At 72.5% G+C, this 13,213-nt stretch carries 14 protein-coding genes; 8 read left to right on the forward strand and 6 right to left on the reverse strand.

Annotated features, from left to right (window positions below; translation table 11 throughout):
- Positions 1-17 precede the first annotated feature (17 nt).
- Together M6B22_RS13685 and M6B22_RS13690 are read left to right on the forward strand one after the other, a co-directional pair.
- On the forward strand, positions 18-752 hold the full coding sequence (locus M6B22_RS13685) for a sensor histidine kinase (RefSeq protein ID WP_269442115.1): 735 nt from the start codon (positions 18-20) through the stop codon (positions 750-752).
- Entirely contained in the window at positions 749-1,411 is a 663-nt protein-coding gene (locus M6B22_RS13690) for a response regulator transcription factor (protein ID WP_269442116.1), read from the forward strand. The genes M6B22_RS13685 and M6B22_RS13690 overlap by 4 nt, the downstream gene beginning before the upstream one ends.
- Before the next feature lie 27 nt (positions 1,412-1,438).
- Here M6B22_RS13690 and M6B22_RS13695 read toward each other — a convergent pair whose 3' ends face one another.
- From M6B22_RS13695 to M6B22_RS13715, 5 genes are all read right to left on the reverse strand, one after another.
- The gene (locus M6B22_RS13695) at positions 1,439-2,023 is read right to left on the reverse strand and encodes a PIG-L deacetylase family protein (protein ID WP_269442117.1); all 585 of its coding nucleotides are present in this window, start codon (positions 2,021-2,023) and stop codon (positions 1,439-1,441) included.
- A gap of 62 nt (positions 2,024-2,085) precedes the next feature.
- On the reverse strand, positions 2,086-3,399 hold the full coding sequence (locus M6B22_RS13700) for a reverse transcriptase family protein (RefSeq protein WP_269442118.1): 1,314 nt from the start codon (positions 3,397-3,399) through the stop codon (positions 2,086-2,088).
- Between the two features lie 206 nt (positions 3,400-3,605).
- A complete protein-coding gene (locus M6B22_RS13705; RefSeq protein ID WP_269442119.1) occupies positions 3,606-4,187 on the reverse strand; it encodes a sensor histidine kinase in 582 nt (193 codons plus the stop codon).
- Between the two features lie 28 nt (positions 4,188-4,215).
- Positions 4,216-4,974: an inositol monophosphatase family protein gene (locus M6B22_RS13710; protein ID WP_269442120.1), complete on the reverse strand. Its 759-nt coding sequence runs from the start codon at positions 4,972-4,974 to the stop codon at positions 4,216-4,218.
- A 10-nt stretch (positions 4,975-4,984) separates the two neighbouring features.
- Positions 4,985-6,580 (reverse strand): long-chain-fatty-acid--CoA ligase, encoded by a 1,596-nt coding sequence (locus M6B22_RS13715; protein WP_269442121.1) that lies wholly within the window; start codon positions 6,578-6,580, stop codon positions 4,985-4,987.
- Positions 6,581-6,598: 18 nt separating this feature from the next.
- Between M6B22_RS13715 and M6B22_RS13720 the strand changes: the two genes are divergently transcribed.
- Positions 6,599-7,468 carry a menaquinone biosynthetic enzyme MqnA/MqnD family protein gene (locus M6B22_RS13720; RefSeq protein ID WP_407935525.1) on the forward strand — a complete coding sequence of 290 codons (870 nt, stop codon included), beginning with the start codon at positions 6,599-6,601 and terminating at the stop codon, positions 7,466-7,468.
- A gap of 137 nt (positions 7,469-7,605) precedes the next feature.
- Here the strand turns inward: M6B22_RS13720 and M6B22_RS13725 are convergent, their stop codons facing one another.
- Positions 7,606-8,415, reverse strand: coding sequence for an SDR family NAD(P)-dependent oxidoreductase (locus tag M6B22_RS13725; protein ID WP_269442123.1), 810 nt, complete (start codon positions 8,413-8,415; stop codon positions 7,606-7,608).
- Positions 8,416-8,473: 58 nt separating this feature from the next.
- On the opposite strand from M6B22_RS13725, the gene mqnC reads away from it, so the two are divergent.
- The 5 genes from mqnC to M6B22_RS13750 all read left to right on the forward strand — a co-directional run bounded on the left by mqnC (position 8,474) and on the right by M6B22_RS13750 (position 13,143).
- Positions 8,474-9,640, forward strand: a complete 1,167-nt coding sequence (mqnC, locus tag M6B22_RS13730) for a cyclic dehypoxanthinyl futalosine synthase (RefSeq protein WP_269442124.1) — start codon at positions 8,474-8,476, stop codon at positions 9,638-9,640.
- Positions 9,641-9,667: 27 nt separating this feature from the next.
- Positions 9,668-10,555: a DMT family transporter gene (locus tag M6B22_RS13735; protein ID WP_269442125.1), complete on the forward strand. Its 888-nt coding sequence runs from the start codon at positions 9,668-9,670 to the stop codon at positions 10,553-10,555.
- A gap of 321 nt (positions 10,556-10,876) precedes the next feature.
- A complete protein-coding gene (locus M6B22_RS13740; protein WP_269442126.1) occupies positions 10,877-11,575 on the forward strand; it encodes a demethylmenaquinone methyltransferase in 699 nt (232 codons plus the stop codon).
- Between the two features lie 83 nt (positions 11,576-11,658).
- Positions 11,659-11,913 carry a hypothetical protein gene (locus M6B22_RS13745; RefSeq protein ID WP_269442127.1) on the forward strand — a complete coding sequence of 85 codons (255 nt, stop codon included), beginning with the start codon at positions 11,659-11,661 and terminating at the stop codon, positions 11,911-11,913.
- A 3-nt stretch (positions 11,914-11,916) separates the two neighbouring features.
- Positions 11,917-13,143 carry a cupin domain-containing protein gene (locus M6B22_RS13750; protein ID WP_269442128.1) on the forward strand — a complete coding sequence of 409 codons (1,227 nt, stop codon included), beginning with the start codon at positions 11,917-11,919 and terminating at the stop codon, positions 13,141-13,143.
- Positions 13,144-13,213 lie beyond the last annotated feature (70 nt).

Raw genomic sequence — 13,213 nt, forward strand, 5'->3', positions numbered from 1 at the left:
CGCGCGACACTGAGGGCATGTCGTGGGTACATCGACGTCCCGTGTCCCGCCGCCGCCGGCGCGGCGGTGGCAGTGACCCGGCTGCCGAACAGGACCGCGCCCGACTCACCGAGATCGCAGTGTCCGCCGAACGCAACCGCATCGCGCGGGAGATGCACGACATCGTGGCGCACAACCTCTCGGTGATGATCGCGCTCACCGACGGTGCCGCGCTGACCGTGGAGCGTGACCCGGCCCGTGCCCGCGAGGCGATCAACCAGGCCGCTGCCACCGGACGCGCTGCTCTGGCGGAGATGCGCAACACCTTCGCGCTGCTTCGGTCCGGCCCGGAGGACAGCGATCCCGCGCTGCACCCGGAGCCCGGGCTGGCCGACCTGGACCTGCTGCTGGAGACGGCGCGCAGCACCGGTCTGCAGGTCACGTACCAGACCAGCGGGTCGACCGAGAGCCTGCCCATCGGCCTGCAGCTGGCCGTCTTCCGGCTGGTCCAGGAAGGGATCACCAACACCCTCAAGCACGCACCGCGCGCGACCCGGTTGCAGATCTCCATCCGGCGCGGGCAGGAGGATCTGCGGCTCGTCGTCGACGACAACGGCGGCGCCGGGGCGCCCCCGGCGGGGTTGGGGCAGGGGCTGATCGGGATGCGCGAGCGGGCCGCCCTGCACGACGGCCGGCTGTTCGCCGGTCCGACCAGCAGTGGCTGGCGGGTCAGCGTGTGGCTGCCGCTTCACGAACGTGCCGCGCGGGCATGACGGTCCGGGTGGTCCTGGCCGACGACGAACAGCTGCTGCGCGTCGGTTTCCGCATGATCCTCGACGCCCACGCGGACTTCGAGGTGGTCGCCGAGGCGGCCGACGGACGCGCGGCCGTCGCTGCCGCCGCCGCGCACCGGCCCGATGTGGTCGTCATGGACGTGCGCATGCCCGAGCTGGACGGCATCGGGGCAACCGAGATCATCGCCCGCGAGTACCCGGACGTCCGGGTGCTGATCCTCACCACCTTCGACCTGGACGAGTACGCGTTCGCCGGGTTGCGCGCCGGCGCCAGCGGCTTCCTTCTCAAGAACGCGCCGCCGGACGAACTGGTTGCCGCGATCCGCACCGTGGCCGCCGGTGACGCGGTCGTGGCGCCGCGGGTGACCCGCCGGTTGCTGGACACCTTCGCCCGGCGCATGCCGACCGCCACGCCGGCCGCACGAGATCGACGGCTGGCCCAGCTCACCGACCGGGAGCGTGAGGTGCTGCAGGCGCTCGCGGTCGGCCAGAGCAACCAGGAGATCGCGGCCTCGCTGGTGCTGTCCGAAGCGACCGTGAAGAGCCACATCAGCCGGATCCTGGCCAAGCTCGAGCTGCGTGACCGCGTCCAGGCGGTGATCTTCGCCTACGAGACCAAGCTGGTCGAACCGTCGTGACCGCGCGACGTCAGGGGCTCACCCGGATCAGGTGTTCGCGGGTGAGGAATGCCTCGGCCAGTTCGTCCGGCAACCCCGCGTAGGGCGAGGTCTGGGACGCGTGCGCTGCCAGCGCCGCATCAGGTGGTTCGGCAGACACCACTCGTACAGCGGCAGCCCGCTCGCAGCGGTCGCGGCACGGATCGCCGCCGCAAGATGCAGGTGGTCGGGGTGACCGTCGTCGTCGGCAATCGTGAGCACGACATCCGGACGGGTGGCGACGATGAGCTTGCCGATGCGCGCGGCAAGGTCGGGTAGCGGCAGGGCGCACAGCGTGCCCGCCGCGATCGGTCCGTCGAACCCGGAGTCCAGCAGCCCCAGCGGAGGCAGACAGGTGGCACCGAGTGCCGCCGCGGCGGCGTGTAGCTCGGCGTGGCGGACCTCAGCCAGCGTGCGATCGCCGAGGTCGTACCCCGGTGCGAGTTCGCCGGCTTCGCCCAGCGTCGCGCAGCACACGCTCACCCGGCTGCCGGCCGCGACCGCATGCGCGATGGTCGAGCCGCAGCCGAACGACTCGTCGGGATGAGCGACGACAACCAGTAGCTGCCCGACGGGCAGCGAGGTCTCCGGCATCAAGGGACCGTAGCCGATCGGCGCCGATACGACACGGCTGCTTGATCACCTCGCAGGACTCCTCATGTCCAGTCGACGGCGTCGTAGGCGGCGCGCAGCCGCGCGCCGAACGCGGGGTCCAGGCCGCCGGCCCAGCTGATCCGGCCGAGCACGTACTCCGGGAAGTTCTCGCGCCCGCGTGCCTGCGTCCGCCAGCCCCGCACGGCACAGTTGTGCAGCAGCGCGCGCAATGCGTCACGCTCGGGACGCGGCAGCGCCGGGTGATCGTTGACGACCGCGCCGAGCACCTGCTGCCGTCCGGCCGATCCGAGCACGACCGTCTTGCGCTCGTTGGGCCGGAACCCCTCGGCTCGCACGACCTCCGCGACCAGCGCGACGAAGCGGCTGCGTGCCGCGCGCAGCGACGGCCCCCCGCTGAAGGTCAGGTCGTCGACATACCGGGTGTACTGCGCGCCGAACCGCGCGGCCAGACCGGCCAGCCGCCGGTCGAGCGTGAACGCCACCAGGTTCGCGGCGGCCGGTGACGTCGGTGCCCCCTGTGCCAGGTGGGGCGCGGCCAGCCGCTGCCCCAATCGCCAGTGCGCATCGGGGATTCCGCGCATCGGGACCTGCCGCCACACCGGCCGGGGGACGACCGTGGTCAGCAGCCCGGTCAGGGTGTGCGCGACAGCCTCGGGTAGGCCCGCGGCGCGCAGCACGCCCCAGATCCGGGCCGCGGTGATCGAGGCGAAGAACGCCTCCAGGTCCATGCGCACCACCACGTCGGCCCCGGTGTGCGGCCCGACCGCGGTGCGCACCGAGCGTGCACGCACGCAGCCGTGCGCGGCCGGATGCAACGCGATCGGATCCAGGACGTGGTGCAGCAGCCGGCGCTGGATCTCCTTCAACCGCGGCTTGGGTGCCGCGACCAGCCGCACCCCGTCGCGCTTGGGCAGCGTGCGCCACCGGTAGTGCCGCAACGGCTCGCTCACGCGCCGCTCGAGGGACCGGACGTCGGCGAACCAGGCCAGCTCGCCGGCGTCCACAGCGAGCAGCGCGCACAGCGCGGCCAGGTCGGGCAGCGGCGTGATCGGCCACGGTGCCCGCCCCATCGCCGTCGGCGTCGGCTCCCAGTGCACGACGCGCGGCGGCCGGCGATGCTGCCACGCCAGCTGCCAGGCGGGCCGGGTCTGCAGGTAGGCGGCGAGCTCGCGCGGCCGGTCGGCCGGCGGGTCGCGGTACGCGTCGAGCACCTGGTCGACGAGCGCAACCACCCACTTCGGCGGCGTCCGGCGGCCGAGCGCGGCGGTCACCTGGGCGCGCATCGCGGGTGGCTGCCACGCGCCGGCCAGCAGCACCGTCGCCAGGCCCGAGGCGACCTGCTCGCGGCGACTCATCGCGGCGCCGGCGTGCGGGACGGCGGCAGCCAACCTCTGCCGTGCGCGCCGGTTCCTTCGCGCAGTGAAGAGCTCGGCGTGCGACGCGATGGTCTGCGTCGAGTGATGCCCCCGGGGTTGCCCCGGAGCGATCGGGAGGTCCCGACCGTCCTGCCGCCGTCCCGCACGCGCACACCCTAGCCGCGAACGCGGCGCCGCGAAACGATCTAGAGCGGAACCGACCAGGTGAGCCGCGCGCCGAGCGGATCGTTCGGCTCGATGCCGAACGATCCCCCGCGCGCCTCGGCGCGAGCCTGCATGTCGGCCAGGCCGCGGCCGCTGGTCGGCTCGTCGTTCGGACCGACCCCGTCATCGGTGACCCGCAGGGTGAGGACGCCACCGTCGGTCCTCACCGTCACCGCGAGCGTGCCCGCGTACGCGTGCTTGATCACGTTCGCCAGGGCCTCGCCGAGTACCGCCGCGAGATCCTCGGCCAGCAGCTCGGGCAGCTCGTCGAGCTCGTCGCCCGCGTCGAAGCGCGGGCTGCAGCCGAGCCGCTGCCCGGCGTCCAGCACCAGCTCGCGCAGCCGCGAGCGCACCCCCGCGCTGGCGCCGCGCTGCAGCTCGCGCAGCTGGCCGCGCAGCGTCGCCGCGATCCGCTCCAGCTCGGCCGCCGCCTCACCGACGCGCCGTTGTACCTGCGCATCCCGCGTCAATGCCATCACCGAGTCCAGCCGCGCGGCGACCGCCGACAGCGGGGTGAGCACGCCCTCTTGCAGTTGCTGCGCGATCGCTTCGTGCTCGCTCACGACCTCGTTCACAGTGCAGCCGGCTCGTTCACAGTGCAGCCTGCACCAGCTCGGCGAGTTCGGCGACGGCCTGCGCGTTTCCCGCGATGTGCCAGCGGTGCCCGTGCGCCTCGAAGACCGCGGTCGCGCCGCCGGCGGCGTGCACCAGGGCGGCGCCGGGAAACCAGTCCCAGTCCAGCGAGTCCAGTTGCACCGAGGCGCCGAGCCGGCCGCCCGCGATCGAGGCCAGCTCGACCGACCCGGAGCCGAGCATGCGCACCGTGGCGGCCGCCTGCATCGCGCGCAGCAGCGGGATGCGGGCGCCGTCGTCGGGCAACGTGGTCGGGTGCAGGTAGCTCGCCAGCGACAGTTCGGCGACGGGGCGGTCGGCCAGCTTGTCGACCGGACGGCCGTTGCAGGACGTCTGCAGGTCGCGGCCACCGAGCCACAGCTCGTCCGAGGTCGCCTGAAAGACCGCGCCCAGCACCGGCGTCGTGTCCTCGGCGAGGGCCAGGGCCGAGCACCATGTCGGCAGGCCGGACAGGAAGTTGTAGGTGCCGTCCACCGGGTCGATGAACCAGGTTCGGACGCCGGGTTCGTCGGTACCCTCCTCGCCGACGACGCCGTCGCCGGGGCGCGCCGCGCGCAGCCGGTCGACGACCAGCCGTTCGGCCGCGTGGTCGGCCGCGGACACCACGTCCGAGACGGATGTCTTGCGGTGCGTGGTCAGCCCGTCGGCCAGCATCCGTGCGGCCAGCGTGCCCGCCTCGCGCACGAGCGAGGCGGCCAGCTCGAGATCGTCCTGCACACGGCTGACCCTACGTGGTCGACGTGTAGTGGGCGGCGTGCTGCTCGCGCACCACGTTCTTCTGCACCTTGCCGGTCGAGGTCCGCGGCAGCTCGTCGACGACGATCACCGCCTTGGGAGCCTTGAACCCCGCGATGTGCCCCTTGACCGCGTCCAGCAGGCTCGCCTCGTCGACCCGCTCGCCGGGCTTGGCGGTGACCACGGCGGTGATCGCCTCCGTCCACCGAGGGTGCGGCAGGCCGACCACCACCGCCTCGGCGACCCGCGGGTCGGCGGCGTAGATCGCCTTCTCGACCTCGATCGACGCGACGTTCTCACCGCCGGACTTGATCACGTCCTTGTACCGGTCGCTGAACCACAGCATGCCGTCCGGGTCGAGCCGGCCGACGTCGCCGGAGTGGAACCAGCCGTCGGCGAATGCCTCCGCGGTGGCCTGCGGGTTCTTCAGGTACCCGTTGAGCGCTTGCGGTCCGCGATAGACGATCTCGCCCTCCTGCCCGCGTGGCAGCAGCTCGCCGTCCGGCCCCATGATCTCGATCTGCACGTTGACGACCTGCGTGCCGACCGCGCCGGGATGGCTGAGTTGATGTTCGGGACGGAACAGCGTGGTCACCGGGCTCATCTCGGTCTGCCCGAACGCCAGGTAGAACTCGCAGCCGAACGTGTCCAGGCACGCGCGCAGTAGGGCGTCCGGCATGGGCGCCATCGCGTACGCCGCCCGCTTCAGGCTGGACAGGTCGCGCTCACCGATGCCCGGGAACTCCAGCAACGCGCGGTACATCATCGGCAGCGCGAAGATGCGGGTGATGCGCTCGCGCTCGATCAGGTCCAGCAGCGCACCCGGGTCGAAGCCGCGCTGCAGGTACACGGTCGCGCCCATCATCACCGCGGGCGTGCCGAAGCCGTTCAGCTGAGCGGTGTGGAACAGCGGCATCAGCGCGGCGATCCGCTCGTCCTTGTCCAGGCCGCTCTCCGCCGCGACCATCAGCGCCTCGAGGTAGATCGCGGTGTGGCTGCCGACGACGCCCTTCGGGAAGGACGTGGTGCCGCTGGTGTACAGGTAGCTGAGCGCGTCGCGGTCGTCCACGAAGAACTCCGGCTCGCGCGTGTCCCCTGTGTGCAGGTCCGCGAAGGTGCGCCAGTCGCGATCCGGCAGGCCCTGCTCGTACCGGCCGTCGGTTCCGTAGGCGACGATCACGTCGCGTACCGCGGGCACCTTCTCCAGCGCGGGCACCACGAGCGCCACCAGCTGCGCCTCCACGACGAGGCCGCGCGCCTCGGAGTGGTCCAGCACGTAGGCGATCTCGTCGGCCCGCCAGCCCAGGTTCATCGGCACGCACACCACGCCGAGCTTGGCGCAGGCCAAGTAGGTGACCATGAACTCGCAGCTGTTTCCCGACGCCAGCGCCAGCGTGTTACCGCGCGAATACCCTTGCGCGGCAAGGGCATTGGCGACATCGTTGACGCGGGCGTTCAGCTGCGCGTACGTCCAGCGTCGCTCGCCGTCGACGATCGCGAGCTGGTCCGGCATGCGGGCCGCCGTCCGGGTGAGGGCGTCGCCGACATTGACGCGGGTGATCAGGTTGGCGGCGAGTGCGGCGTCCATGACCGGACTCTGCCACCGATGCGCGCCGCGCGTAAGGTCGATCCGGTGACAGCGTTGTCGCGCCCCAGGGTCGGGCACATCCAGTTCCTCAACTGCCTGCCGATCTACTGGGGCCTGGTCCGCACCGGCGCGCTGTTGGACGTCGAGCTGACCAAGGACACCCCGGACCGGCTCAACGAGCTGCTCGTGGCCGGCGAGCTGGACATCGGCCCGATCTCGCTGGTGGAGTACCTGCGGCACGCCGACGAGTTGTTGCTGCTGCCCGGGCTGGCCGTCGGTTCGGACGGCCCGGTGCTGTCGGTGAACCTGGTCGCACAGGCACCGCTGGACACGCTGGACGGCAAACGGGTCGCGCTCGGGTCCACGTCGCGAACCTCGGTGCTGCTGGCCCGGATGTGGCTGGCCCAGGTCCATGGGGTGCACCCGGACTACTTCGTCTGCCCGCCGAACCTCACCGCGATGCTGCTGGAGGCCGACGCCGCTGTGCTGATCGGCGACGCCGCGCTGCGCGCCACCTACGAAGCGCCGGGACTGGGCCTGCAGGTGTTCGACCTGGGCCAGGTGTGGCGCGACTGGACCGGGCTGCCGATGGTGTTCGCGGTGTGGGCGGTACGTCGCGAGTACGCGGCCGCGCACCCGGGGCTGGTGAAGGACGTGCACTCGGCGTTCCTCGGCAGCCGCGACGACGCGCTGGCACACGTCGACGAGGTCGCCGCCCAGGCCGCGCGGTGGGAGCCGTTCGACGCCGCGACGCTCGCCACCTACTTCCGCACGCTCGACTTCAGCCTGGGTGAGCGGCAGGTCGACGGGCTGGTCGAGTTCGCCCGGCGGGCCGCCCTCGCCGGCGCGATCGACGCGCCGGTGGTACCGCGCTTCGCCGAGCTCTGAGCCGAGCTCTGAGCCGAGCTCTGAGCCGAACTCTGAGCCGAACTCTGAGCCGAACTCTGAGCCGAACTCTGAGCCGAACTCTGCGCCGAGGTCGCCGCCGACCGTGACGTCCCGGTGACCGCCGCGTCAGCGCCCGCTCAGCGCAGGCCGGGGTGGCTGCGCGCGACCACCGGCAGCAGCAGCGAACGAGGCGTGAGCTGGGCAAGCACCGATGTGGCGCGGTTGGCCAGGCCGGGAATGGCCACCAGCCGGCCCTTGTCCATGGCGTCGACCGCGGTGCGCGCCACCTCGCGCACGTCCACCCAGAGGAAGCCCGGCAGCGACGACTCCGCCTCACCCGGCTCGAAGCCGGCCGCGGCGCCGAACCCGGTGCGCACCGGGCCCGGGCACAGTGCGGTCGCCGTGACGCCGCTGCCGCGCAACTCCCCGGCGATGCTCTGCGTGTACACCAGCACGAACGCCTTCGCGGCGCTGTAGGCGGCTTGACCCGGCAGCGGCTGGAACGCCGCGGTGGACGCGACGTTGAGCAGTGCGCCGCGGCCGCGCTCGAGCATGCCGGGCAGGAACCGGGTGCACAGGTCGGCCACTGCGGCGACGTCCAGCTCGATCAGCGCGAGCTCCCGATCCACGTCCGCGGCGTGCACCGGTCCCACCGTGGAGAAGCCGGCGTTGTTCACCAGCGCGACCGGTTCCAGGCCTAGCGCGGCGATCCGCCCGGGCAGCGCGGCGCGCTCCGCCGGTGACGTGAGGTCGGCCGGCAGCGCCTCGGCCCGCACGCCGGTCCCGACCAGCTCGGTCGCCAACGCGGCCAGCTTGTCCGCCGACCTGGCCACCAGCGCGACACCGTGGCCGCGACCGGCGAGCTCGCGGGCGATGGCCGCACCGATCCCGGACGACGCGCCGGTGACGACGGCGACCCGGTCCGGTGCAGGTGACGGCAGGCCCATGCCCTCAGCGTAGGTGCGCGCGCTCGAGTGCGCAGGGCGACCAACTAGCCTGTCCGGTATGACGCGCGCGATGGGCCGACTGCTGGACGACGCCGCCGAGGGCGGGCGCATCACCCCGGACGAGGCGCTGCTGCTGTATACCGACGCGCCGCTGCACGCGCTCGGGCAGGCCGCCGACGTCGTCCGGCGGCGCCGCTACCCGGACAACATCGCGACCTACATCATCGACCGCAACATCAACTACACCAACGTGTGCGTGACCGCGTGCAAGTTCTGCGCCTTCTACCGTGCGCCCGGTCACAAGGAGGGTTGGACGCACAGCGACGAGGAGATCCTGCGGCGCTGCGGCGAGGCGGTCGAGCTGGGCGCCACCCAGATCATGTTGCAGGGCGGGCACTCGCCCGAACTCGGCATCGAGTGGTACGAGCGGATCTTCGCGGCGATCAAGGCGTCCTACCCGCAGTTGACGCTGCACAGCCTGGGCGCGTCCGAGGTCGTGCACATCGGCCGCACCTCGAACCTGGACCACGCCACGGTGATCGCGCGGCTGCACGCGGCCGGGCTGGACTCGTTCGCCGGCGCCGGCGCGGAGATCCTCGTCGAGCGGCCGCGTACCGCGATCGCGCCGCTGAAGGAGAAGGGCGAGGTCTGGCTGGACGTCATGGCGACCGCGCACGGCCTCGGCGTCGAGTCGACCGCGACGTTCATGATGGGCACCGGCGAGACGAACGCCGAGCGCATCGAGCACCTGCGGATGATCCGCGACGTGCAGGACCGCACCGGCGGGTTCCGCTCGTTCATCCCGTGGACGTACCAGCCGGAGAACAACCACCTCAAGGGGCGCACCCAGGCGACCAGCCTGGAGTACCTGCGCATGGTGGCCGTGGCCCGGCTGTTCTTCGACAACGTCAACCACCTGCAGGGTTCGTGGCTGACGACGGGCAAGGACATCGGCCAGCTGACCCTGCACTACGGCGCGGACGATCTCGGTTCGGTGATGCTGGAGGAGAACGTGGTGTCCTCGGCGGGCGCCCGGCATCGGTCCAACCGCACCGAGCTGATCGAGCTGATCCGCGGCGCCGGCCGGATCCCGGCCCAGCGCGACACGCTGTACCGGCACCTCGCGGTGCACCGCGACCCGGCCGAGGACCCGGTCGACGATCGCGTTCACTCGCACGTCAGCTCGACGGCGCTCAACCTGGTGCCGGTGGCTGCCGCGGGCTGAGCGCCTCCGGCGGTTACGCTCGCGTTCGTGTCGTCCATCCCGCTCGCCATCGGTCTCGGGGTCGCGTCGGCGGTGGTGTACGGCACGTCCATCGTGGTGCAGCACGGGGCCATGCACGTCGGCGAGGAGGATGCGCGCGGGCTGCTGCGCGCGATGCGCAACCCGCGCTGGCTGATGGCGGTGGGCGGCGACTTGATCGGCTTCCTGCTGCAGATCGGCGCGCTGACGGCGGGACCGGTGGTGCTGGTCCAGCCTCTCGTCGTGCTCATGCTGCCGGTGTCGCTGATCGTCACCTTCCTGATGGGTGGCCCCCGGCCGCGTCCGGGCGACTACCTCGGCAGCGCCGGCGTGGTGGGTGGCCTCGCGGTGTTCCTGATGCTGATCGGGACGCCGGGCGAAGGTCACGTGCCCCGCCCGGAACGGGTGGGCTTCTTCGTCGCCCTCGTGCTGCTCTTCGGCCTGGCCTGCTGCATGTCGGTGCTGGGGAAGCGGGCGATGATCCGTGGCGCGGTCTACGGCGCGATCGCGGGGATGTACTTCGGCACGCTCGGCGTGCTGGTCGACGCCTCGTCGGCCCGGGTCTCGGACGCCGGCTGGCACGGCCTGGTGGCCACGCCACGCGGGCTCGTCCTGCTCATCGGCATCGCGCTGCTCGGCATCGGGGGTATCACGCTGACCCAGGTCTCCTTCCAGGTCGGTGCGCTGTCGGCGACGCTGCCGGCGAACCTGTCCGCGGACCCGCTGACGGCGGTGCTGCTCGGCGCCGTGCTGCTGCGCGAGCACATCCCGATCGGGCCGTGGCACCTGCTCGGCTACTCGCTGTGCCTGGTCGCGGTGGTCGCGGGCGCGATCCGGCTGGCGGAACCGGCGACCGTGGTCGCGCCGGACACCCGGGCGGGCGCGGCACCGGCCTAGCCTTGCGGGCGTCCCGCTTCCCCCCTCCAGTTACCAGAATCCGGCCCCGGATTTCGTAATCCGGTGGGGGAAGCGGGTGCGGTTTCGTCGCCGGGTGGGGGAAGCGGGCGACTGCAGCGAGCAACGCTGGCCGCGGGCAGGCCGGGGGACGTTCCGGATCGACGACCGGGGCGGACCTCGGCAGATCGGCGCGGACGCCGCATCGCGAACCAGTCCGCCCGTCCTGGTCGCCTGCTTCGGTGCCGCGAACGCATTGGCGCACCCGGCGCGTTCCGGGTCCGGCACAATGGCCCACAGAGGACACGGTTACGGAGCGACGAGTTGAGCAGAGCCACCCTGGACAAGGACCCGCACGAGGTCGCGGCCATGTTCGACGGTGTCGCGTGCCGCTATGACCTGGCCAACACGGTCCTCTCGCTGGGGCTGGATCGCCGGTGGCGCAAGCGCACCCGGCAATGCCTGGAACTGCAGCCGGGGCAGCGGGTGCTCGACCTGGCCGCGGGAACCGGCGTGTCGACGGCCGAACTGCAGCGCTCAGGAGCAGACGCCGTCGCCTGTGACTTCTCCCTCGGTATGCTGCGCGCCGGCCGCGTCCACAAGCAGCGGCGTCACGTGCAGTTCGTGGCCGGTGACGCCACGCGGTTGCCGTTCGCCGACGGCGCCTTCGATGCGGCGACGATCAGCTTCGGGCTGCGCAACATCGTCGACGTCGGCTCCGCGCTGCTGGAGATGGCGCGTGTCGTACGCCCCGGCGGGCGGCTGGTGGTGTGCGAGTTCAGCCGGCCGGTGTGGCGCCCGCTGCGTGTGGTGTACCTGAACTACCTGATGCGCCTGCTGCCGTGGATCGCCCGCAAGGTCGCGTCCAATCCCGACGCCTACGTGTACCTGGCCGAGTCGATCCGGGCCTGGCCCGGGCAGGCCGAACTGGCGCGCACGATCGCGGCTGCGGGCTGGACCGACGTCCGGTACCGGAACCTCACCTTCGGCGTCGTCGCGCTACACCTGGCCGAACGTGGCTGACGGGTGTTGCGCGCATCGGACATCTCACTAGCGTGAGAGGTGCGGCCGACCGGACGCGCGAAGGCGATCTCGAGGGAGCAACGATGAGCACGGACGACGAGACGATCACGGGCGACGGCGGTGCGGACGGCGCGGCCGACAGCGGCGCCGACGGCGGTGGCGCCGACAGCGGGGACAGCGGCGCGGACGGCGGCGCCGACAGTGGCGCCGACAGCGGGGACAGCGGCGCGGACGGCGGCGCCGACGGCGGTGCCGACAGTGGCGCCGATAGTGGCGCCGACAGTGGGGACAGCGGCGCGGACGGCGGCGCCGACGGCGGATCGGACTCGAACGCGTAACCCGTGAGCTCAGCTGTGGCCGCGGGCGGTGCGGCGCTGCGGCGCTGCATCGCCTGCGCTCCGGCCGTCTTCGCCGCCGAGCACTGGGGGCGAAACCCGCTGCTCACGCGGGCGGCGGAGCTGAGCGGTCCGTTCACCGACCTGCTCGACGCGGCGGCCGTCGACGAACTGGTGTCGGCACGCGGGTTGCGTACGCCGTTCCTGCGCATGGCGAAGGACGGCACGGTGCTGCCCGGGTCGGCGTTCACCCGCGGCGGCGGCGCCGGTGCCGCGATCGGCGATCAGGCCGCCGACGACCGGGTGCTCGCCGCGATCGACGACGGCGCGACGCTCGTGCTGCAGGCGCTGCACCGCACCTGGCCGCCGCTGGTCGACTTCGGCACGCGGCTGGCTGCCGAGCTGGGCCACCCCGTGCAGATCAACGCCTACATCACCCCGCCGCAGAACACCGGGTTCGCGCCGCACTATGACGTGCACGACGTCTTCGTGCTGCAGGTGTCCGGCGGCAAGCGCTGGGTCATCCACGAACCGGTGATCGTCGACCCGCTGGCCGACCAGCCGTGGGAGAAGCGGCGGCCGGCCGTCGCCGCGCGCGCCGCCGAGCCGCCGCTGATCGACACCGTGCTCGCGCCCGGCGACGCCCTGTACCTGCCGCGCGGCACGGTGCATGCGGCCGCGGCGACCGGGCAGACGTCGATCCATCTGACGGTGGGCATCCACCCGGTCACGCGCTATCACCTCGTTCGCCAGTTGCTCGAGGGCGCGCAGCACGATCCGGCGCTGCGCGCGTCGCTCCCGATCGCGAGCGACCTCGCCGACCCGGCGGTGCTCGCGCCGCACCTCGCCGACACCGTCGCGGCCCTGCACGCGTACCTCGATCGCGCCGATGCGGGCGAGCTCGCCGCGGGGATCGGCCGCTTGCTCATGCGCCAGACCCGTCCGGAGCCGCTCGGCCCGCTCGCCCAGCTCGCAGCCGTGGAAACGCTCACCGCAACGACCTCGCTGCGATTGCGCACCGGGGTCCGCGTCCAGCTGGTCGCGGGTGCCGACGAGCTGGCGCTGCGGCTGCTCGACCGGACGATCGAGCTGGCCGCCACCGACGATCGCGCGGTGAAGACGCTGCTCGCCGGGGCGCCGTTCGTCCCCGCCGACCTGCCCGGGCTCGATGCGGAGGGACAGTTGGCGCTCGCGCGGCAACTGCTGCGTGCCGGGGTCATCGTCCCGGTGTGAGCCAGGGACGCCGGTGTGAGCCAGGGACGCCGGTGTGAGCCAGGGACGCCGTCCCGCGTGAGAAGGTGCT

The organism is Jatrophihabitans cynanchi (assembly GCF_027247405.1).
Lineage (GTDB): Bacteria > Actinomycetota > Actinomycetes > Mycobacteriales > Jatrophihabitantaceae > Jatrophihabitans_B > Jatrophihabitans_B cynanchi.

What these genes read in the sequence shown, in the direction of transcription:
- M6B22_RS13685 (WP_269442115.1), top strand. Translation starts at nt 18, where the DNA reads ATGTCGTGGGTACATCGACGTCCCGTGTCCCGCCGCCGCCGGCGCGGC.
- M6B22_RS13690 (WP_269442116.1), top strand. Translation starts at nt 749, where the DNA reads ATGACGGTCCGGGTGGTCCTGGCCGACGACGAACAGCTGCTGCGCGTC.
- M6B22_RS13695 (WP_269442117.1), bottom strand. Translation starts at nt 2,023, where the DNA reads ATGCCGGAGACCTCGCTGCCCGTCGGGCAGCTACTGGTTGTCGTCGCT.
- M6B22_RS13700 (WP_269442118.1), bottom strand. Translation starts at nt 3,399, where the DNA reads ATGAGTCGCCGCGAGCAGGTCGCCTCGGGCCTGGCGACGGTGCTGCTG.
- M6B22_RS13715 (WP_269442121.1), bottom strand. Translation starts at nt 6,580, where the DNA reads ATGGACGCCGCACTCGCCGCCAACCTGATCACCCGCGTCAATGTCGGC.
- M6B22_RS13720 (WP_407935525.1), top strand. Translation starts at nt 6,599, where the DNA reads ATGCGCGCCGCGCGTAAGGTCGATCCGGTGACAGCGTTGTCGCGCCCC.
- M6B22_RS13725 (WP_269442123.1), bottom strand. Translation starts at nt 8,415, where the DNA reads ATGGGCCTGCCGTCACCTGCACCGGACCGGGTCGCCGTCGTCACCGGC.
- mqnC (WP_269442124.1), top strand. Translation starts at nt 8,474, where the DNA reads ATGACGCGCGCGATGGGCCGACTGCTGGACGACGCCGCCGAGGGCGGG.
- M6B22_RS13745 (WP_269442127.1), top strand. Translation starts at nt 11,659, where the DNA reads ATGAGCACGGACGACGAGACGATCACGGGCGACGGCGGTGCGGACGGC.